The organism is Paraburkholderia sp. JHI2823 (assembly GCF_038900695.1).
Taxonomy (GTDB): Bacteria; Pseudomonadota; Gammaproteobacteria; order Burkholderiales; family Burkholderiaceae; genus Paraburkholderia; species Paraburkholderia mimosarum.
Genome location: NZ_JAYMRY010000041.1, coordinates 1 through 19,028, shown reverse-complemented (window position 1 = coordinate 19,028; position 19,028 = coordinate 1). Strand labels below are relative to the sequence as shown.

Annotated in this window: 14 protein-coding genes; 3 read left to right on the top strand and 11 right to left on the bottom strand. The window is 63.0% G+C overall.

Features of this window, described 5'->3' with window-relative positions; all coding sequences use genetic code 11:
- Positions 1 to 17: 17 nt before the first annotated feature.
- The 3 genes from VSR34_RS30700 to VSR34_RS30690 form a co-directional block, all read right to left on the bottom strand.
- Positions 18 to 1,607 (bottom strand): multicopper oxidase family protein, encoded by a 1,590-nt coding sequence (locus VSR34_RS30700; protein WP_342964401.1) that lies wholly within the window; start codon positions 1,605 to 1,607, stop codon positions 18 to 20.
- Positions 1,608 to 1,719: 112 nt separating this feature from the next.
- Positions 1,720 to 3,312: a multicopper oxidase family protein gene (locus VSR34_RS30695; RefSeq protein ID WP_342964379.1), complete on the bottom strand. Its 1,593-nt coding sequence runs from the start codon at positions 3,310 to 3,312 to the stop codon at positions 1,720 to 1,722.
- Between the two features lie 554 nt (positions 3,313 to 3,866).
- Positions 3,867 to 4,415, bottom strand: a complete 549-nt coding sequence (locus tag VSR34_RS30690) for a hypothetical protein (RefSeq protein WP_028214878.1) — start codon at positions 4,413 to 4,415, stop codon at positions 3,867 to 3,869.
- A gap of 212 nt (positions 4,416 to 4,627) precedes the next feature.
- On the opposite strand from VSR34_RS30690, the gene VSR34_RS30685 reads away from it, so the two are divergent.
- Entirely contained in the window at positions 4,628 to 4,816 is a 189-nt protein-coding gene (locus VSR34_RS30685; protein ID WP_028214879.1) for a hypothetical protein, read from the top strand.
- Between the two features lie 143 nt (positions 4,817 to 4,959).
- Here VSR34_RS30685 and VSR34_RS30680 read toward each other — a convergent pair whose 3' ends face one another.
- The 6 genes from VSR34_RS30680 to VSR34_RS30655 form a co-directional block, all read right to left on the bottom strand.
- Complete coding sequence (locus VSR34_RS30680; RefSeq protein WP_028214880.1) at positions 4,960 to 5,214, bottom strand: hypothetical protein; 255 nt, start codon at positions 5,212 to 5,214, stop codon at positions 4,960 to 4,962.
- Between the two features lie 304 nt (positions 5,215 to 5,518).
- Positions 5,519 to 5,920 carry a hypothetical protein gene (locus tag VSR34_RS30675; RefSeq protein ID WP_342964378.1) on the bottom strand — a complete coding sequence of 134 codons (402 nt, stop codon included), beginning with the start codon at positions 5,918 to 5,920 and terminating at the stop codon, positions 5,519 to 5,521.
- Positions 5,921 to 6,245: 325 nt separating this feature from the next.
- Entirely contained in the window at positions 6,246 to 7,232 is a 987-nt protein-coding gene (locus VSR34_RS30670; RefSeq protein ID WP_342964377.1) for an ABC transporter permease, read from the bottom strand.
- Positions 7,229 to 8,209: an ABC transporter permease gene (locus VSR34_RS30665; RefSeq protein WP_342964376.1), complete on the bottom strand. Its 981-nt coding sequence runs from the start codon at positions 8,207 to 8,209 to the stop codon at positions 7,229 to 7,231. The genes VSR34_RS30670 and VSR34_RS30665 overlap by 4 nt, the downstream gene beginning before the upstream one ends.
- On the bottom strand, positions 8,206 to 9,756 hold the full coding sequence (locus VSR34_RS30660; protein WP_342964375.1) for a sugar ABC transporter ATP-binding protein: 1,551 nt from the start codon (positions 9,754 to 9,756) through the stop codon (positions 8,206 to 8,208). Before VSR34_RS30660 ends, VSR34_RS30665 begins: the two co-directional genes overlap by 4 nt.
- A 36-nt stretch (positions 9,757 to 9,792) precedes the next feature.
- The gene (locus VSR34_RS30655) at positions 9,793 to 10,920 is read right to left on the bottom strand and encodes a sugar ABC transporter substrate-binding protein (protein ID WP_028232343.1); all 1,128 of its coding nucleotides are present in this window, start codon (positions 10,918 to 10,920) and stop codon (positions 9,793 to 9,795) included.
- 414 nt (positions 10,921 to 11,334) lie between these two features.
- On the opposite strand from VSR34_RS30655, the gene VSR34_RS30650 reads away from it, so the two are divergent.
- Positions 11,335 to 12,063, top strand: a complete 729-nt coding sequence (locus VSR34_RS30650) for a FadR/GntR family transcriptional regulator (RefSeq protein WP_342964374.1) — start codon at positions 11,335 to 11,337, stop codon at positions 12,061 to 12,063.
- Between the two features lie 7 nt (positions 12,064 to 12,070).
- Here the strand turns inward: VSR34_RS30650 and VSR34_RS30645 are convergent, their stop codons facing one another.
- Entirely contained in the window at positions 12,071 to 16,912 is a 4,842-nt protein-coding gene (locus VSR34_RS30645; RefSeq protein ID WP_342964373.1) for an NAD-glutamate dehydrogenase, read from the bottom strand.
- A gap of 168 nt (positions 16,913 to 17,080) precedes the next feature.
- On the bottom strand, positions 17,081 to 18,001 hold the full coding sequence (gene gcvA / locus VSR34_RS30640) for a transcriptional regulator GcvA (protein WP_028232341.1): 921 nt from the start codon (positions 17,999 to 18,001) through the stop codon (positions 17,081 to 17,083).
- Between the two features lie 169 nt (positions 18,002 to 18,170).
- Between gcvA and VSR34_RS30635 the strand changes: the two genes are divergently transcribed.
- Positions 18,171 to 18,875 carry an SDR family oxidoreductase gene (locus tag VSR34_RS30635; protein ID WP_028214889.1) on the top strand — a complete coding sequence of 235 codons (705 nt, stop codon included), beginning with the start codon at positions 18,171 to 18,173 and terminating at the stop codon, positions 18,873 to 18,875.
- Positions 18,876 to 19,028 lie beyond the last annotated feature (153 nt).

Sequence of the window (19,028 nt, the reverse complement as noted above, 5' to 3'; positions counted from 1 at the left end):
CGCGTCTCTCCCCGCCTCTAATTCGATTCGTCGATCACGAACACTTGCGGATCGACGAGCATCATCATCATCATTCCGCCAGGAAAGATGTTGTTCGTGGTGATCTCACGCTCGTTGTGCGAGTGCCACATGAATGCGAAGCCGGCCTCCGTTTGGGGCGGATTCACCACCGTGCCGCTTGGCGGCGTCGTGCCCGTGGGTGACGTCGCGCGCATGGTCGCATCCGGCCCGAGATAAGGGCTGCCGCCGTACCAGAAGCCGTTGGTCAGCACGTGCGAGTCCGGCAACGTCACCGGCCCGCCGCTACCCACCTTGCCGAACGGATGCGTTTCGAGCGCCTTGTTGTGATCCGCGCACCACTCGTAGTAGTTGGGCGCGGTTGGATCGGACGTGTAGTAGCCGTTTGCATCGGGGATGCAGACGCTGCCGTCGCCGGGGTAATGTCCGTACGCGTCCCAGTTCAGGCCCTTGCCTGTCCAGTAGAAGATCCCGTCCATCGCAAGGCCCGGTGTCGTCGTGGTCGTGAACAGCAGCGGGCCGGCTACCTTGGTGGCGTCCGTCTTTGCGAGCAGCATGTTGCCGTCGCGCGCGAGCACGCGAACGTGATTGCCGTGCTCGTGGAACGGATGCTGCCAGCGGCCCGTCCCGATGATCCGCAGCAGCACGAGCTCGCCGGGGTGCATGTGCGGGTTGCCGTTGTACGGCTGATTCGGGTACTGCGCCGCATAGTTCGGGTCCATGTCGTCCGGCATCGAGCGTCCGTTCACCATGAAGTACGCCGGGTGATAGGGTTCCGTCTCGACCGTCATGCAGCCGGTCGGCTTCGTGCACGCGTTGCCGGCCTGCTGCTCCGCCTGCTCATGAATGCGCGGATCCACTTCGGAGAACTGAAACAGATATTCGCGGTCGTAGCATGCCGCGCTGTGGTTGTAGGCCGCGGCGGCGTTGCGGAAGTCGGCTTGACCGTCCAGCAGCTTGCGCGTTCCCAGGATAGGGTGACAACCGGTCGGCACGGCGACCGTTCCGGGCGACGAAGTCGGTAACACGATGATCGCGCCATACATACCCATCTCGATCTGCAGATCGCCCTGTGTACCGCTGTAGTAGGCGTGCGTGCCAGGCGTGGCGGCAACGAAGCTGTAGGTGACCGTGACGGTATGGGACGCTTCGCGCGTGAGCAGCCCCTGCACGCCCGTTGGTGCGCCGGAGCAGACCTTCGTCGTGGGATCGATGGTGCCCATGCACACGTCGAACCCGGGAAAGAGAATCGACGTATTGCCCGCCGCCGCCGGCAGATTGTTGGTGAGTGTCACCGTCACGATGTCGCCCTGCTTGACGATCAGCGTCGGGCCGGGAATCTGCATGGTCGGACACGGCGGGTGGTCAATGTTGGGCGGCGAATATCCGGCCGGCGCGGCGTTGCAGCCGTAGCCCCACGAATAGACGCTGTTGCCATCCGGCTGGCTGATGCGGTTCGCCTCGGCGCGCAGGTCGAAATGCGTGCCCGTGATGCCAGGCGCGGCCGCCTGCGCCGGCAGGTAGCAGAGCGCCGCGAGCGCCGCCACGCCGAACCGTGCAAGCCGTCCGGGACGCGCGAGGATCGCGATCCCTATGCGGTAAATGATGTGTCCCACGGCTCTTCTCCTAAGTGCAGGACTTCCTGGCCGAGTCCATGGCAGGGCAATCCGTGAACCGTTTCTAGCAAGCGCAAGCGGCGTCTCACAGCGTGCAGACCTTCGTCTTCGGATCCACCGATCTGCAGATGTGCACTTCCGTCATCAGGCCTCCGAAGTTTTCCTGATCGTTCGCCAGATGATCCAGATTCGGCGTGTACAGGTAGAAGACCTGCCCTGAGCGATATTTCGTCGTATCGCTGGCGTCGAGGATCAGATCGAGCGACTCGCCGCCGCCGAGCGTGATCGAGTTCGTGTAATAGGTCATGTCGTTGCCGGCCATGTCGCGCAGCAAACGCGCATTGATGGCGACCACATGCATCGGCATGCCGAGCGAGGCGAGCGTCTGATATTCGGTGACGTCGAGATCGGAGATTCGCAGCAGCACCTTGCCGCCGACGGGGATATTGATGAGCGACGGCAGCGGCTGCGAGAAACGCGGCACGCCGTCCGAGGCTGGCGTCGAAAGCGGACTGGGATTCACGGTGTCGGGATAGCTGCGGCCATTGAGCATGAAAAACTTGTCTTTCATGTCGGTGAACGGCTCCGGATTGAACGTCATGCCCACGAAGTGGAAGTTCGGATCGAAGCCGTGGATCTGCACCGGATACTCGACGTCGTAGGCGGTGGAACCGTCGCCGTCGTTGTACGCGTAGAGCGTGGGCGTCCCGCTCAGGTTGGGGCCGTGGAGGACATTGTTCTGCGGCGGCAACGGCGTCGAGCACAGAATGTCGTTGCACGCCGTGCGCAGATCCTTTTGCTGCAATACCAGCGACTGGTACAGCGACTGGCCCGCGGGCACCCGGTTCTGGCGCGGCCGCACGAAGATCTGGCCCACCATGCCCATCTGCAGGTGCTCCGGCGGCGTGATGTGGCAATGCCAGAAGTAGGTGCCCGCATCGGGCGCCAGGTAGTAGTACGTGAAACTCGCGCCGATGTTGATCGCCACCGACGCATCGGGCACGCCGTCATAGAACGACGACGCATTCGGATAGCCGTGGAAGTGCACCGTATGCTTCTCGAACAGGTCCGGGCGCATGATCATGCCGACGTTGGTCAGCGTGAGAAAGAACTCGTCGTCCTCGTCGATCGCCATCATCGGCGCGGGCTCGTTGCCGTTCATGACGCCGATGTCCATGATGGGCCGTGGGTCGACATGGCCGGTGAGCTGGCCACCAGCTTCCGGATCGGGCGCGAGACCCACTGCGCCGTTGTAGTTCGGGTCCGCTTTTGGATCCCCCCCCACGGGAAGGGTGTTGAACACCGTAGGGAATTCGGTGCCGGGCAGCCCCGCTTTGATATCTGCGAGGCCGGACAACGGACCGAATGCGAACAGATAGGTCTGGACGCCATTAGCCATGGTCGCGTAACCGTCGCCGCCCGAAATCTGCTGGCACTTGATCGCACCGTTGACGACACCCGTCGGTGTGGAGGTTTGGCCGGTGAAAGACGGCCCCTTGTACGGCGGTTCGGATGACGGTCCCTTGTACGGTGGGTCGCCAGGGCTGGCCGGCGGCGCCGGATGCGAGGGCGTGGAACTTGGGCACTGAACCATGAACGACTGGGAGAATGAGGGGATCGCGAACATCGTGAGCAGCAGTGCTGCCACGCTATCGCGACACATGCGGATGCTGAACATATGACCTCCGTTCCTGGGGTCAAGCAGCGCGCTGCGCGCTGTACGTCGCCCTTTTGCTGCACAGGCGGGCTCATGCGTTCCTCACACTGACCCGTATGTAGATTCTGGATTTGAGCAGCGGAGCCTGCGATGGGTCACCTCCCTACACTTGCAGTAGGGCAAACCCAGCGCGTCGTGCCGTCGTGGTCTGGGCGAGCAATGGAGCATGTTCTGGCGAACAAGAGCGATGGGTCATGCAGCGATGCCGCCATGCAAGCGGGCGCTGGCACGGCAACATGGCTTTATTTCGTTTTCATTCGATTGGTGACACGGCTCTACTGCGTTTCGACGAACCTAGGGGCGTCGTGAATTCTTCACACCTATTCTGGCGTGCGCAATGAGGAACTCGATCACGCACGTCAGATAAGCTGAGGAATACGATGTTTGCCGTTCTTATGCTCTGGTGGAGCGGAAGGATTACGCTGACGAGACTGACGGCAAGTTGGATCGGTATCCTGATTGCTGCGCTGCTTTTCCTTGAAGTTCTCGAGAGACTGCGGATCTGATCGCGCGATTTATTCCGCTGTCGACGCCTCCGCCGAATGATGGTGCATCATGCCAGGATCGTGCCCCGCCATTGCGTCGTGGCCATGATCGGACAGTTGCGCATCGAACCATTCATGCAGCGCGGCCGCGAGGCGAGCGTCGTTCGAGTGATAGACGATTTCCCCTCCCTCGGGCAAGTCGCGATATTCGATCTTCAGCGCCCCAGGCCTGGCTTCACGCAGCACGGCCAGACCCGGCATATCGTCGCCATGGATCGCCTCCGGCCCCTCGAAATTGCCTGCCGAGAACTGCTGGGCGATCATGGCAAGGTGTCCGCGGATGAGCGCGACCTGCTTCGGATCCGGATGCTTCACGACCACTTGCTGAATCCCGCCGTCTGCGGTCTTCGTAAAGATATGAGTGGTTGCGCGAAGGGAGAATGGCATGACCGCCGCGCCACGCTGCGCAACCTCGTTCTCGCGCGCCCCGGTTTCGGCGAACGCGGACGGGAAGAGAATGATTGCGCCGAGGAGCAAGGCAGTCGAGCCCGCAGCCAGAACAGCCGAAGGGTGCTTCATGGGTGACTCCGATAGAACGTTCACGGTACGGCTCGCCAAGGCCGCTCGTGAGACTTGCGTCCCGCAGCTTAGCAATTTTCCGGGGTCGGAAAGCAATTCCTCCGTCCTCCAAAAAGCAACCCAGGAGTTCGCGCACCCGGATACCGATGAATATACCTGGCGGCATCCAGCCTGCTAGACTGGAAGTTCCCCCGCACACCATGGAGGGAAACATGACGACCGTCTACGTGGTGAAGACCGGTGAGCAGTTCCTCTGCTGCGCAGAGGACGGCGACATTGGCATGGCACCGGAGGTTGAAGGGGCCAAGTCCTTTCTCTCATACGAGGAAGCGGAAAAGGCGGCCAACGAGAACGCCGACCCCGGATACGAAATCTTGCCCCTCAACGTTACCGCGCACTGATGCGCAGTTCGCCGCCCGGCGACCCGGCAAGAACGGGCGCCAGCGGCGGTCGCTGTCGTTCCCCATTGGAACCCGGCAGGCTGGCACAGCTTATCTAATCAACGCCTGCTTCTCGAGCGTCAGCGGTGCACTTCGCATCGACGCTACTGTTTCACCTCGACATCCTTTGTTCCGTCTTCTTCAGTCGTCGCTTCGTGGTTCATCGCATCTTCCTTCATGCCGCCTTTGACCATACTATCGTCGCTCATCGCTTCGGATTCCGTTGCACTGTTTGCGCTAGCCTCCTGACTCGTCGCATCCTCGGAGGCGGTGTCGGTTGACACGCTTTCAGCAGCGAAAGCGCCCCCGGCTGCGAAGCACATACAGGTGGCGAGAATGGTGGCAGTGAGCGTGTTCATGATGTGATCCCTCAGCGAACCGGCGGTGAAACCGAAAATCGAAACGACAGCAGCTCGAAGATGGAGAGCGGGTCTTGTCGCGAACCGTGCGCCTCGATCGGCGGCTGCCCTATCATTCTTGCCCTGACGGATATCAAAGGAAATAGGCATCCACTCCATCCGGGATGGGTAAAGACCCTATCGGCATCAAACCCGTTCGCTGTCGCTGATTTTCTCCTTGCACCGCATGTGCCTGAAAGCGCTTTGTATTGTCGACTCGCAAGCGGCGGCCCGGTAACAACGGCTGGCACGCCCGCTTTACCCGCTAGTCGAGTGTCATGATGCCCATGTGCATGGCCATGTCGGCGCACATTACGACCAGCTTGTCGTGAGAGATCCCCTCGGTCAACCGATGATTGAGTACCTCGTCGAATGTTCCGGCGCATTCGGAAACCGCGCTCATCGCATCGCCTTCGGTCCGGTTATAGGCGCCTGCGATGAGCCATCGCGCACGGCATTTGGCGGCAGCTATCGTTTCCTTGGCGGACGCGTCGGGACTCGAGGCCGGACATTCCGGAACAGGCAGGGGCTGGAATGCGAGCGATAGCGTCGGGATCAGAAAGGCAGCAGCAGCAATGTATCGAGGGCACATGGCGCCTCCTTTCGTGAGGTCTTCGTATCGAATTGACCCGGTGCCCCGGCAACTCGAGCCGCGAACGATTGACATCTACTCAATCCGGACGAGCAAATCAGCTAGCAATCTATCACCTTCGTCACGGGGAGGGGGTGAACAGGCGCCGCTCCCGAAGGGGGAAATTGCGGGTTCTGACCTGCGCCATAGCGCGATGTACCCTGTTATTGGATTTCGAGCCAAAGCGCATCGTCAATCTGTTCGGATCCGAACGTCGAAGGCCATGTTTGGCCGCCGGTGGCGTCGTTTTCATTTTATTTATGCGGCTGGACCAATCAACTCATCGCATGCACGAGGGCATGCAAGCGATTTTCGCAACCGCGCAGCAAAGGGCCGCCATTGCGTCACTGATTCCGGGCCCCTACGCTTCCCGTTTGCTGCGCCCATACAGCAGCAGCATCGCTGCAATCACGATGCCATAGATGATCTGCCGCCCCGCCTCCGGCATCTGCGCGACCGAGAGGATCGACTGCAGCAGCGTGATGAGTATCGCGCCCGCCACCGTGCCGAGGTACGATCCCCGGCCGCCCAGAATCGACGTGCCGCCGAGCACCACCGCAGCGATCGCCGGCAGCAGGTACGCATCGCCCATCGACTGCGCCGCCTTCGACGCATAACCGGCCAGCAGTACGCCGCCGAACGCCGCGAACGCGCTGCACACCGCAAACGCGGCCACTGTCACGCGTCGCGTATCGATGCCCGAGAGATACGCCGCGCGCTCGGTATTCCCGATTGCGTACAGCGTGCGCCCGAACGTCGTGCGCGACAGCAGGAACATCGTGGCGCCGCCGATCAGCACCCACAGCGCGACGGCATTCGGCAAGCCCGGCACGAGCCAGCCCGCCGCGAGCCAGCGCATCACGTGTGGCGCGGAATCCTGCGGCGACGATCCGCCCGTGTAGACGATCATGATGCCTTGCGCCACCGCGTTGGTCGCGAGCGTCGCGATCATCGACGGAATGCGCAGGAGTGCGACAAGAATCCCGTTGACGATGCCGATCGCCACGCCGCAAGCGATCCCGACCGGAATCGCCAGCATTTCCCCGAGTTCGCCATGTCCCGCGACGGCACAAGCCATCATCGCGCCCACGGTGATCGTCCACGGCAGCGACAGGTCGATGTGACCGAGCAGGATCACCATCATCAGGCCGGTCGCGATGATGCCGAGAAATGCGCCGACTTTCAGCTGCAACAGGATGTACTCCGGCGACGTGAAGTTGCGCGAATACATGCCGCCGACCAGCAGCAGCGCGACGATGCACGCGAACGCAATCGCGATCGGCTTGTCGATCTTGCGCGTGAGTCTCGACATGAACGCGGTCCAGCTGTTCGCAGAAACGTCGCTCATTGAAACCACTCCAGACGGTTGCGCACCCTGAACAGCCCGCATGCGCCAATCGCGACAGCGAGCAGAAGAATCACGCCTTGGAACAGCGGTTGCCAAAGCGCATCGACGTTGAACACGAACAGCAGGTCGCCGATCGAGCGGAACGCAAACGCGCCGAAGACAGCGCCGATCGCACTGCCCTTGCCGCCGAGCAGCGACACGCCGCCGATGACCACGGCGGCGATCGAAAACAGCGTATACGAGTTGGCGCTACCCAGATTCGCATCGCCCGTATCCGTGAAAAACGTCAGAAAGAGGCCGCCAATCGCGGCGAGCAGACCGGCCAGCGTGTAGCTCGCGAACTTCGCGCGACGAATCGGCATGCCGGAGAGGAAAGCCGCGGGTTCGGACGAGCCGGTCGCATAGGCCGCGCGGCCTATCGCCGAGCATTTAAAAGGAATCCAGACGATCGCCACGGCCGCGAGCAGGATCAGCAGGCTCGCGGGCACGACGCCGGCGACCTTGCCGGTCAGAGCGTCGGCAAGGTCCTCGTTGATCGATCCGCCCGGTACGGGGCGCAGCAGCAACGCCAGCCCGTAGTAAACGGCACCCGTCGCGATCGTCGTCACGATCGGCTGCAGGCGGCCGAAAATGATGATGATGCCGTTGAGCGCGCCGCACAGCGCGCCTGCCGCCAGGACGCCGGCAATACCGAGCGCGCTGTGCAGCGCGTCGCCCGTGACGATCCACGATCCAATGCAATTCGTCAGCACGAGCGTCATGCCGATCGACAGGTCGATACCGGCCGTGAGCACGACGAGCGACTGCCCCATCGACACCAGCGCGAGCAGTACCGCCTTGTTCGCCGCCGTCTGGAACACGTTCGCCGATAACGTCGACGGATAGTTGATGAGGTAGATCGCGAACATCAGCACGAACAGGCCGAGCGCGAACGTCGTCCCCCGATTTTCCGCATACCAGTAATGCAGGCCGCTCATGGTGCGACTCCGGTGGAAGGCGACATTTGCCCGACGGGCAGATCGAGGGCGCTCGCAATCAGGTTCTGCTCGTTGATCGCCGGCCCGACGAGTTCCTTCTTGATCCTGCCTTCGTACAATACGAGCACGCGGTCGCAGCAGCCGATCAGCTCGTCATAGTCGGTCGAATAAAAAACGATCGCGGCGCCTTCGTCGGCGAGGCGCCTCAGCAGCTGATAGATCTCCTGCTTGGTGCCGACGTCGATACCGCGCGTCGGGTCGCTGAGCAGCAGAATCCTCGGCTGCCGCACCAACCACTTCGCGATCACCACCTTTTGCTGGTTGCCGCCCGAGAGCGAGCCCACGGCTGCGTCCAGGCTGTGCGACTTGATGGCGAGCAGGTCCGTCATCCGGTCGACGAACGCCTGCTGACGATCGCGATCGATCACGCCCGCGGTGGACATGCGATCGAGCGCGGCAAACGAAAGATTCTCGCGTACCGACATCGGCAGCATCAGGCCTTCCGTCTTGCGGTCTTCGGGAATCAACGCCATGCCGATTCCGTCGGCACGCGCGGCCACCGGGCTCGGAATCGACACGGCCTTGCCATCGACCTCGATCGTTCCCGCGCAACCGCGCAACACGCCGAAGAGCGCGAGCAGCAGTTCGCGCTGGCCTTGCCCGTCGAGGCCGCCCAGCCCGAGGATTTCACCCCGCTTCAACGAAAAACTGATGCCCTGCAGCGTGTCGCCCCATGCGAGATCGCGGCAAGCAAGCACCGGTTCCGCGGCGGCCCGCTCCGCGGGCTTGGCCGGAAATGCGTGCTGGTATTTCCGGCCGATCATCATTTCGATGACCTCATTATCGGAGCGCGTACCCGCCTCGAAGCTCATCACATGACGACCGTTCCGGTAGACGGTGCATTCGTCCGCGAGCGCCTTCACCTCGTGCATCCGGTGCGAGATGAAAAGCAGCGCGAGCCCCTCTTCGCGCAGGCGCCTGAGCACCTCGATGACGCGCGCCACGTCGGCCGCGGTCAGCGCCGACGTGGCCTCGTCGAGAATCAGGATGCGCGGTTCGTGCGCGAGCCCCTTCGCGAGTTCGACCATCTGCTGGCGCGACAGCGGCAAGTCCCGGACTTTCGCGAGCGGATTGATGTCGGCGGCGCCCGCGCGAGCGAGCGCTTCCTCGGCCTGGCGCCGCTGTGCCCGGCGGTCGATCATGCCGAAGCGGCGCGGCGGATTCGAAGCGAAGATGTTGTCCGCCACGCTCAAGTCAGGAATCAGCGAGAGTTCCTGATACACGCAGACGATGCCGGCCGCGTTCGCCGCGGCAGGCGACGCGAACGAGACTTCGCGGCCGTCGAAGTGCATCGTCCCCTCGTCCGGCTGCACGACGCCGGACATCACCTTCAGCAACGTGGACTTCCCCGCGCCGTTCTCGCCGAGGATCGCGTGGATGCGTCCCCGGCGCACGGTGAGGTCCGCGTGATCGAGCGCGACGACGCCGCCATAGCTTTTCGACACGCCCGACATTTGAAAGAAGGGCTGCTCTACGTGCTGCCGCATGCTTCGTCTCCCATCACGCCGCCGGCGCTCACGCGATCACTGGTTGCCCTGGCTCTGCTTCATGATTTCCTGCGCGGAGAAGTTGATGCCGCAAGTCGGAAACGAATTGCCGACGAAGAAATTGTCGGAGTCGTTCGGGAAATAGTTGGCGCCCGCCTTCAGCATCGAATCGTCGGTGACGTCGAGCGGCAACTTGATCGCGACAGGAATGGTCTGGCCGTCCAGCGCGGCGAGCGCGGTCTTGATCGCCACGGCCACCTGCGCGGGACCGGTGCCCGCCGACGTGCACTTCAGGCCCTGGCTTCCATACTGTGCGCAAAATTTGCGAAAGCCGTTCTCCGTTTCGCCGCCGAACGGCACGAACGGATGTTTCGCGTCGATCATCGCACGCACGACACCGGTGTCGCCGCCTTGCGCCGATATGCCATCGAAATGGCCCTGTACGGCAATCGCGTCGGCGGCGGCCTTCTGCGCTACCCCGTCGTCCCACTTGCCGTAGACCTGGACGACGTTCCACTTCTTGCCTGTTTCATCGAGCGTCTTCTGGAAACCATCATGCCGGTCCGTGTCGACCGACGTGCCCGCCACCCCGCGAACCTCGAGCACCTTGCCGCCGTTCGGCAGGTGGCTCGCGAGCCACTTGGCCCACAGCACGCCGAGCCCGTACTGGTCGACATTGACATTGATCGCGTCTTCGCTGTCGAGCGTATTGTCGAACGCGACCAGCACGACGCCGGCTTTCTTCGCGCGGCGGATGGCCGGTCCGAACGAGGAGGGATTCTGCGCGTCCACGATGACCGCGTCATAGCCGGCATCGATGAAGTTGTTGACCGCCGAGATTTGCGCCGGCACGTCCTCGCCGGTGGAGACGACCTTGAACTCCTTGATCTTCGCCGCAACGGCCGGTTGCGCCGTATAGGCCTTGGCCGTCTTGATCATCTGGATACGCCAGGTATTCGCGATATAGCCGTTCACGAGCGCGATCCGGTAGGGTCCGGTTTTCTTTGGATACCTGATGAATTTCGTATCGCTCTTCCACGGCATCATGCACTTGGGATCGCTGGACGGTCCGGAGACAATCGAAGCCTGCGCGAAAACCGCACCTGCGCACAGGGCCATTGCCGCGGTCGCCGCCGCTCGAAGCACCTGAATTCCTGAAAGCATGTTGTCTCCTTTTCGTTGGCTCGAACTTACCGAATGCCGGCACACCTGGCTTGTCGTGGACTGCCGGTACGGTGTGCGTGGCGCAGGAAAACTTGCGGGATGGGCTACAGCGGGACTGGATCGGACTCGCCAAACCAGCGAAATGACTTCTTCAAAGGCGTCCCCTCGAAGCGAAACGGAGGGCATGCTCGGACGCCTCCCCGCCTGACAGTACTGGCATACCAATCTGCGCGCGATAGTGGTTTACCACGGGGCTGCGGATCAAGGCCCGATAGGCCAGAAATCCGCGCGCTTTCGATGCTTTCTGGGTGAAAACGCACCTGCGGCACGGAAGGAGCGTTGCAGGGAACTGGTGTACCATTTGCGCGAACCTGAGCCGCCGCCTGGCGGCTTCGACGATTCAGAGAGTCCTGGATGGCCGATCTCGCGCACACGCCAACCGGCCGCGTCAACCATGCGGACGCGGGCGATCGTTCCTATGTCGCGCTGGCAAAACAGATCTACGACCTGATCGCTGCCGGCGACGTCGGGCCTCGCGCCCGCCTGCCCTCCGAGCGCACGCTAGCCGAGCGTTTCGGCGTCAGCCGCACGCAGGTGAGGGAGGCGATCATCGCGCTGGAAGTGCAAGGCGTGGTCGAAGTGCGCGTAGGTTCGGGCATCTATGTGGCCGCAACGCCGGAGGCGCGGCCGGTCACGTTCGAACTGCCGCCCGGGCCCGGACCGATCGAAACGCTGCGCGCGCGGTCAGTCATCGAAAGCGGAGTCGCGGCGCTCGCCGCGACCGAACGCAAGGACGCCGATTTGGACCGGCTCTTTGCCGCCTTGCGCGCGATGCGCGAAAACATGGACGACAAGCCCGCGAATGAGGCCGCCGACCGCGAATTCCATCTGGCGATTGCGGGTGCGACGGGAAACGAAATGCTCCGGCTCGTGGTGACCGCGATGTGGGACAACTCGCGCGCCGATCCTTTGTGGAAAAAGATCGAGGAGCACTTTCATACGTCCGCGTTGCGTTCGGCTTCCCATGAGGACCATCAGCGCATCTTCTCGGCCATCATGGCGCGCGATGCCGGCGCGGCGCGCACGGCGATGGAGGCGCATCTCGCGCGCGTGATCGACGAGTTCACACAGGCGTGGCGTTAGCCCTGCTTCAAGACCGCTCGAGCGCGGCCATCGCCCTCACGATCACGAGCAGCACGGAAAGACTCACACCGCTCGATGCGCGTAGTTCCGCAAGCAACTGTCCATAGCGCTCCAGCGCAGCCTCGTGGTGCGCGCACCAGGCATCCACGAGCGTTTGTCCGTCCGCCGTATCCCCGGCCTGCGCGAGCACGTTCGTGGTGAGCGCGCGTTTGAGGTGCGCCACCTCGGCGAGCGCGGCCGCACGCGCCATGGTGTCCCAGTGCGTGGGCGTCGGCAGGGCTGCCGCTCGCTCGCCGATCCAGCCGTAGTTGAGCCGCGTGCCCAATGCGAACCAGGCGGCCGCAACGCGCTCCAGCGGGCGATCGCACGCCGCCGCAACGTCGGCGATATCCAGCAGTGCTACGGAAATGTCTCCGCTCGCCACACGCAGCGCGAGCGCGTTTTCCACGCCCGCATTGACAAGCTCGCCCTGGCGCGCAGAAAGCGCTTCGAGATCCGCTTCGGGCAACAGCGCCGGCAATTGCGGCGCGAGGCGTTGCACCGCGTCCCGGCAACGGGCCAACAGGGTGCCCACACCGTCGCCGCCCACCTCGCCCGCCTGCAGATGCCGCAGGAACCACAACGCCGCGCGTTCGAGCAGCCTGGCAATGTCGACGAACATGCGAGCCTGCACGTCGTCGGGCACGCGGTTGTCGAGCGCGTCGATGGCGCGCCAGATGGCGTTCAGATCGAACACGTCTCGCGCCATGATGCAGGCGCGCACGATTTCGCCCGGCTGCGCGTCGGTCTCTTCCATCAGACGGTGCACGAACGCGCTGCCCACGCGGTTCACGAGCGCGTTCGTCAGATGCGTCGCCAGGATCTCGCGCCGCAACGGATGCCGGTGCATCGGCTCGTTGAAGCGCCGCTGCAGCGGCTGCGGAAAATAGTCGATCAGCAGATCCGCGACGAGCGGGTCTTCCGGCACAGTCGAGTCGAGTAACGCGTCATAGAGCCACATCTTGCTGTAGGCGAGCAGCACGGCGCGTTCCGGCGACGTGAGGCCGAGTTTCGCGGCTTGTCGCTCCGCGATTTCCTCATCGGTCGGCAGGAATTCGATGCGCCGGTTGAGCCGTCCCGCGCGTTCGAGCCAGCGCATCATGCGCGCTTCGGCGTCGAGCAACTCCACCGCGTAGCGCCCCGCGATCGAGAGTGCCTGCGTCTGGTAATAGTTGTCGCTCAGCACGAGCAATCCGACTTCTTCGGTCATCTCGGCAAGCAGGGCGTTGCGCTGTTTCGTCGTCATCTCGCCGTCGGCCACCACGAGTCCGAGCAGGATCTTGATGTTGACTTCGTGATCCGAACAATCCACGCCGGCCGAGTTGTCGATCGCGTCCGTGTTGATGTGACCGCCGTGCTGCGCGAATTCGATGCGTCCGAGCTGCGTAACGCCAAGATTGCCGCCCTCGCCCACCACCTTGCAACGCAGTTCCGAGCCGTTCACGCGCACGGCGTCGTTGGCGCGGTCGCCGACCTGCGCGTTGGTCTCGCGAGTGGCTTTCACGTAAGTGCCGATCCCGCCGTTGTAGAGCAGATCGACGTTCGCGAGCAGGATCGCGCGAATCAGCTCGGTCGGCGTGAGCGTCGCGGCTTCGATGCCGAGCGCCTTTTGCGCCGCGGCAGAAAGCGGAATCGTCTTCATCGTGCGCGCGAACACGCCGCCGCCCGCGGAAATGGTGGCTGGATCGTAGTCGGCCCAGCTCGAGCGTTCGAGCGCGAAGAGCCGCTTGCGTTCCGCGAGGCTCACGGCGGGATCGGGATTGGGATCGAGAAAAATATGCCGGTGATCGAAGGCCGCGACGAGCTTGATATGCGGCGAGAGCAACATGCCGTTGCCGAACACGTCCCCGGACATGTCGCCGATGCCGGCCACGGTGAAATCGGTGGCCTGCGTATCCACGCCCATTTCGCGGAAATGCCGCTTGACCGACTCCCACGCGCCGCGCGCCGTGATCGCCATCTTCTTGTGGTCGTAGCCCACGGAGCCGCCCGAGGCAAAGGCGTCGTCGAGCCAGAAGCCGTACTCGGCGGAAATCGCGTTCGCGTAATCGGAGAACGTGGCCGTGCCTTTGTCGGCGGCCACGACGAGATACGGATCGTCTGGGTCATGGCGCACGACGTCGGGCGGCGGCACGACTGCATTGTTCACGAGATTGTCGGTGAGATCGAGCAAGCCGCGCAGGAAGGTTTGATAACACGCCACGCCCTCGCGCATCCACGCCTCGCGATCGCTCGCCGGCGGCGGATTCTTCACGACGAAGCCGCCCTTCGATCCCACGGGCACGATCACGACGTTCTTCACCATCTGCGCCTTCATGAGGCCGAGCACTTCGGTGCGGAAGTCCTCGCGCCGGTCCGACCAGCGCAGGCCGCCCCGCGCGACACGGCCGCCGCGCAAGTGCACGCCCTCGACCCGCGGCGAGTAGACCCAGATTTCGAACATCGGCTTGGGCTCGGGCAGGCCCGGGACTTTGGACGGATCGAACTTGAACGAGAGTGCGGGCCGCTCTGCGCCACTCGCATCGCGGTGGAAATAGTTCGTGCGCACCGTTGCCCGGATCACGCCGAGGAATTGCCGGAGAATGCGGTCTTCGTCGAGATTGGGCACCTGGTCCAGCGCGCTCTCGATGGCCTTGAGCATGAGCGCCGTACGCTCCTCTCGCGCCGAGGCATCGCGCGGATCGAACCGGAGTACGAATAATTCGACGAGCTGCCGTGCGATCGCGGGATTGCCGGTGAGCGCGCGTTCGATATAGGCGTCGCTGAACGTCGAGCCCACCTGGCGCAGATACTTGGCGTAGGCACGCAGGATCGTGACTTCGCGCGCGCTCAGGTAGGCGCGCAGCACGAGCCGGTTGAAATCGTCGCTTTCGATTCGTGCATTCCAGACGCTTTCGAATGCATCTTCGAACAGACCCTTCACGCGTTCGATGTCGAATTCGGCGTCGTCCGCGACTTCGAGGCCGAAGTCGTGGACCCATGCGGGCGCACAAGACGGCGCCTCGATCACGTAGGGCCGCTCTTCGTCCACGCGCACGCCGAGATGTTCGAGCATCGGCAGGCTGCGGGAGAGCGGGATGGCCTCGCCCGTGCAGTAGACCTTGAAGCGGAACGTGCGCGGCCCCGCCTCGATGGGCCGGTACAGATTCATGGCGATGCGCGCCGTTCCCTGTACGCTTTCGATCAGCTCGATATCGCGGACCGCCGTGCGCGCCGGATAGTCGTCACGATAGCCGGCCGGAAACGAATCGGCGTAGCGGTGGAGGAGACGCGTGCCCTGCTCTTCGCCGAATGCGTCGAGCAGTGCGTCGGCCAGATCGTCTTGCCAGCGGCGCGTGACCTGCACGAGCCGCGCCTCCAGTTCGCGCGCGTCGACTTCGGGCATCGTGCCCGGCTCGGCATGCACGACGAAATGAATGCGTGCGATGGCCGACTCCGAAAGCAGCGGCGTGAACTCGACGGATATGCCGTTGAACGCCTCCACGAGCAGGTTCGCAATGCGCCGCCGCAAATCGGTGTTGTACTTGTCGCGCGACACGTACACGAGGCACGAAACAAAGCGGTTGAAGCGGTCGCGCCGCATGAATAGCCGCGTGCGCTGGTGTTCCTGCAAGCGCAGCACACCGAGCGCGGTTTCGAAGAGTTCGTCCTCGCTCGCCTGAAACATCTCGTCGCGCGGATACGTTTCCAGCACCGTCACCAGCGATTTGCCGAGATGACCGTTCGGCAGGAAGCCCGCGCGCTGCACGATATTCGCGCGTTTGCGCCGCACAATCGGAATCTCGGCGGTGGAAACCATATAGGCCGTCGACGTGTAGAGGCCCACGAAGCGGCGCTCGCCGCACACTTTTCCGTCCGCTCCGACGAGTTTCACGCCCACATAGTCGAGGTAGCCCGGGCGATGGACCGTGGCGCGCGAGTTGGCTTTCGTCAGGAAGATGGGCCATGCGCCGCTGATGATGTTTTCGGCCGCGGGCGGCAGCGGCGTGAGATCGGGCGCAGCGTGCGCACGCAGCGATTCGCGCAGGATGCCGAGGCCCGAGCCTTCGACGCCGCGCAGCGCGTAGCCGCCGTCGTGCGAAACCAGCGCATAGTCACGCTGCCCGAGGAAGGTGAAATGGTCCGCCACCATCCATTCGACGAAAGCGCGCGCTTCGATGTCCTCGGCCGTCGCCTCGCGTGCTTTCATCGTCTTGATGGTGGTGCGCGCGACCTCGAGTAACTTCGGCCAGTCCTCCACGGATGCGCGCACGTCGCCAAGCACCTTGGCAATGTCATTGCGCAATGCGTCCAGTCTTGCTGCGTCGCCGCAGCGGTCGACTTCGAAATGGATGAAGGAGGCGAGCTGCGATTGCCCCTCATCGATGCTGGCACCGCCCTCGTTCACGCGCTCGATTGCGCCGTCCTTTGCGCGCCAGATCCGGAACACGGGGTGCAGCGCCGAATGCAGCGCGAGTCCCAGCCGGTTGACGGCCATGGAAACCGAATCGACGAGAAACGGCATGTCGTCGTTGACGATTTCAATGACCGTGTGGTCCGAATGCCATCCGTGCTGCTCGAGAATCGGGTTGTAGACCTGCATGCGCTCGCTGCCCGGCACGAAGCGCTGTGCGGTTCGCCAGTGCGCCATGGCGGCGCCGTAGAGGTCCGCAATGCTGCGGCTGCGCAGATCTTCGGCGTCGGCGAAATCGTAGTAGTGCCGCAGGAAAGGCTCGACGATCTGGAATGTCGGCTCAGGCAAGCGCGCCCGCGCAAATTCCACGACGTCGGAAAGCAGATGGGCAACGAATTCTTCGTTTCTCGCTAGCATGACGGACTCCTTGGCGGATAGTCATCAACTGCATCGGCGGTTCAGCCATTATGCACCGGCAAGGTGATCGGGCGATGAATGCGTGCAGGGCGCGCGCTGCGAGCTCTCGCGGCCGCGCCGGTTCCGGGCACCTCTTGGCGTGGAATTTGCCGGCCGTGAATGTCTGATTCAACAGCCGCCTGTGGCCTCTTTCGAGCCCGATCTGAACTGCGCGAGCAGCCAGGTGCGAAGTTGCTGGCTCGTCTCGCGTCGAACACGGGTTTGCGGAAGGACGACGTAATAGCCCAGTGACAGCGGCAACGAGAAGTCGAACAATCGCTTCAGCCGGCCGGCGGCGATATCGCGTTCGACGAGATGCTCGCTCGTGAGCGCGATACCATGACCTGCAATAGCGGCGTCGATGGCGAGCGATGACTGGCTGAATCGCGGCCCCTTCAACGGGGCGAACGTGTTCGTGCATCCCAGGGCGTTGAAGAACTCCGGCCAGAGGTCGTGCGAATCGTGGAGCAGTACATAGTTTTCCAGGTCGGAAATCGCGCGGACCGGAAAATCCGGCGTGGGCAACTGCGGGCTGGCAACAGCGAACACATCGAGGGGGAATAGCAGATCGCTCACGAGGCCCCTCGCAAACGGTGGCTTGCCGAGCCGCACCGCGATGTCCACGCCATCGGATTTGAAATTGCACAAGGCGGCGTCGGCAATAATCCGGACGTCGATTTCCGGATGCCGCTCCCCGAACTCTGCTAGCCTGGGTATGAGCCATTTCGAGGCGAACGAGGGTGTCGTGCTGATCGTGAGGGACGTCGAACGGCGATTCAGTGCGTCGGTGGCGTCAGAGATGATCGTAAGCGCCTGTTGAATCGCAGCGAAGTACGTATGTCCCTCGGTCGTGAGAGAGAGGCCCCGCGCCAGCCTTTCGAACAGGGGAATATCGAGAGCCTCTTCCAGTAGGCGTACCTGCTGTGCGACCGCACCCTGCGTCACGCCAAGTTCCTCGGACGCGAGGCGAAAATTGAGGTGGCGTGCAGATGCGTCGAACGCGCGGAGCGCATTCAGCGGCGGAAGGCGGCGTTGCTTCAAGGAGCGCATCAATGCATGCTTCGATGGGTGATTCGACAGGGTCGAGCCAGTAGATTAGTTATCGTCAGACCATAAAAATCATCGTTCGACGCGCGCATCATAACGCCATAGAGTTTCTACGCGAACCCCCTGCAGCGCCGGCTTCGCGCGCTGAATCCATTTCGAGGAGAAGAGCACCATGGCAGTAGAAAAAGTCGCACTCGTCACGGCGGCCGGAAAGGGAATGGGCGCGGCGATCGCGCGCGAACTCGCGGCCGGCGGCTATCGTCTGGCCTTGATGTCGCCCTCCGGCAGCGCGGCCGAACTGGCGAAAGAGCTGGGTGGATTTGGCTTTACGGGCTCGGTCACCGAACCGGACGATATCGACAGATTCGTTCGCGAAACGCTCGAAAAATTCGGCCGTATCGACGCTGTGGTGAACAACACGGGTCACCCGCCGAAGGGCGATCTTCTGACGATTGCAGACGAGCAGTGGCATCTCGGACTCGATATCATCGTGCTCAACGTCGCGCGGGTGCTGCGCCGCGTAACACCTGCATTCCTCGCGCAGGGAGGCGGCGCGGTGGTGAATATCTCCAGCTTTGCCGCCGACGCGCCCGAGCAGGCTATGCCCGTCTCCTCCGCACTGCGCGCCGCGTTGAGTTCGTTCACGCGCCTCTATGCCGACCGTTACGCGAAGGACAATATCCGTATCAATTCTGTGCTACCGGGATTCATCGATAGCTGGCCCGAAACGCCGGAGATCGTCGCTCGCATTCCGGTTGGCCGCTTTGGGAAGACACAGGAAATCGCGCAAACAGTGGCGTTCCTTTTATCGGATGGCGCGGGCTATATCACGGGGCAGAATATCCGTGTCGACGGCGGGATCGTGCGTGCCCTGTGACACTGCGAGGCGCGTGTTTCCACATCGCATAAACGCCAGAACCCCGGCGCTCATTGAGAGACACCGGGGTTCTGGACGTTACGGCATGAGGAGCCTGACGATTACCTACTTTCACACGGGCAATCCGCACTATCATCGGCGTGGAGTCGTTTC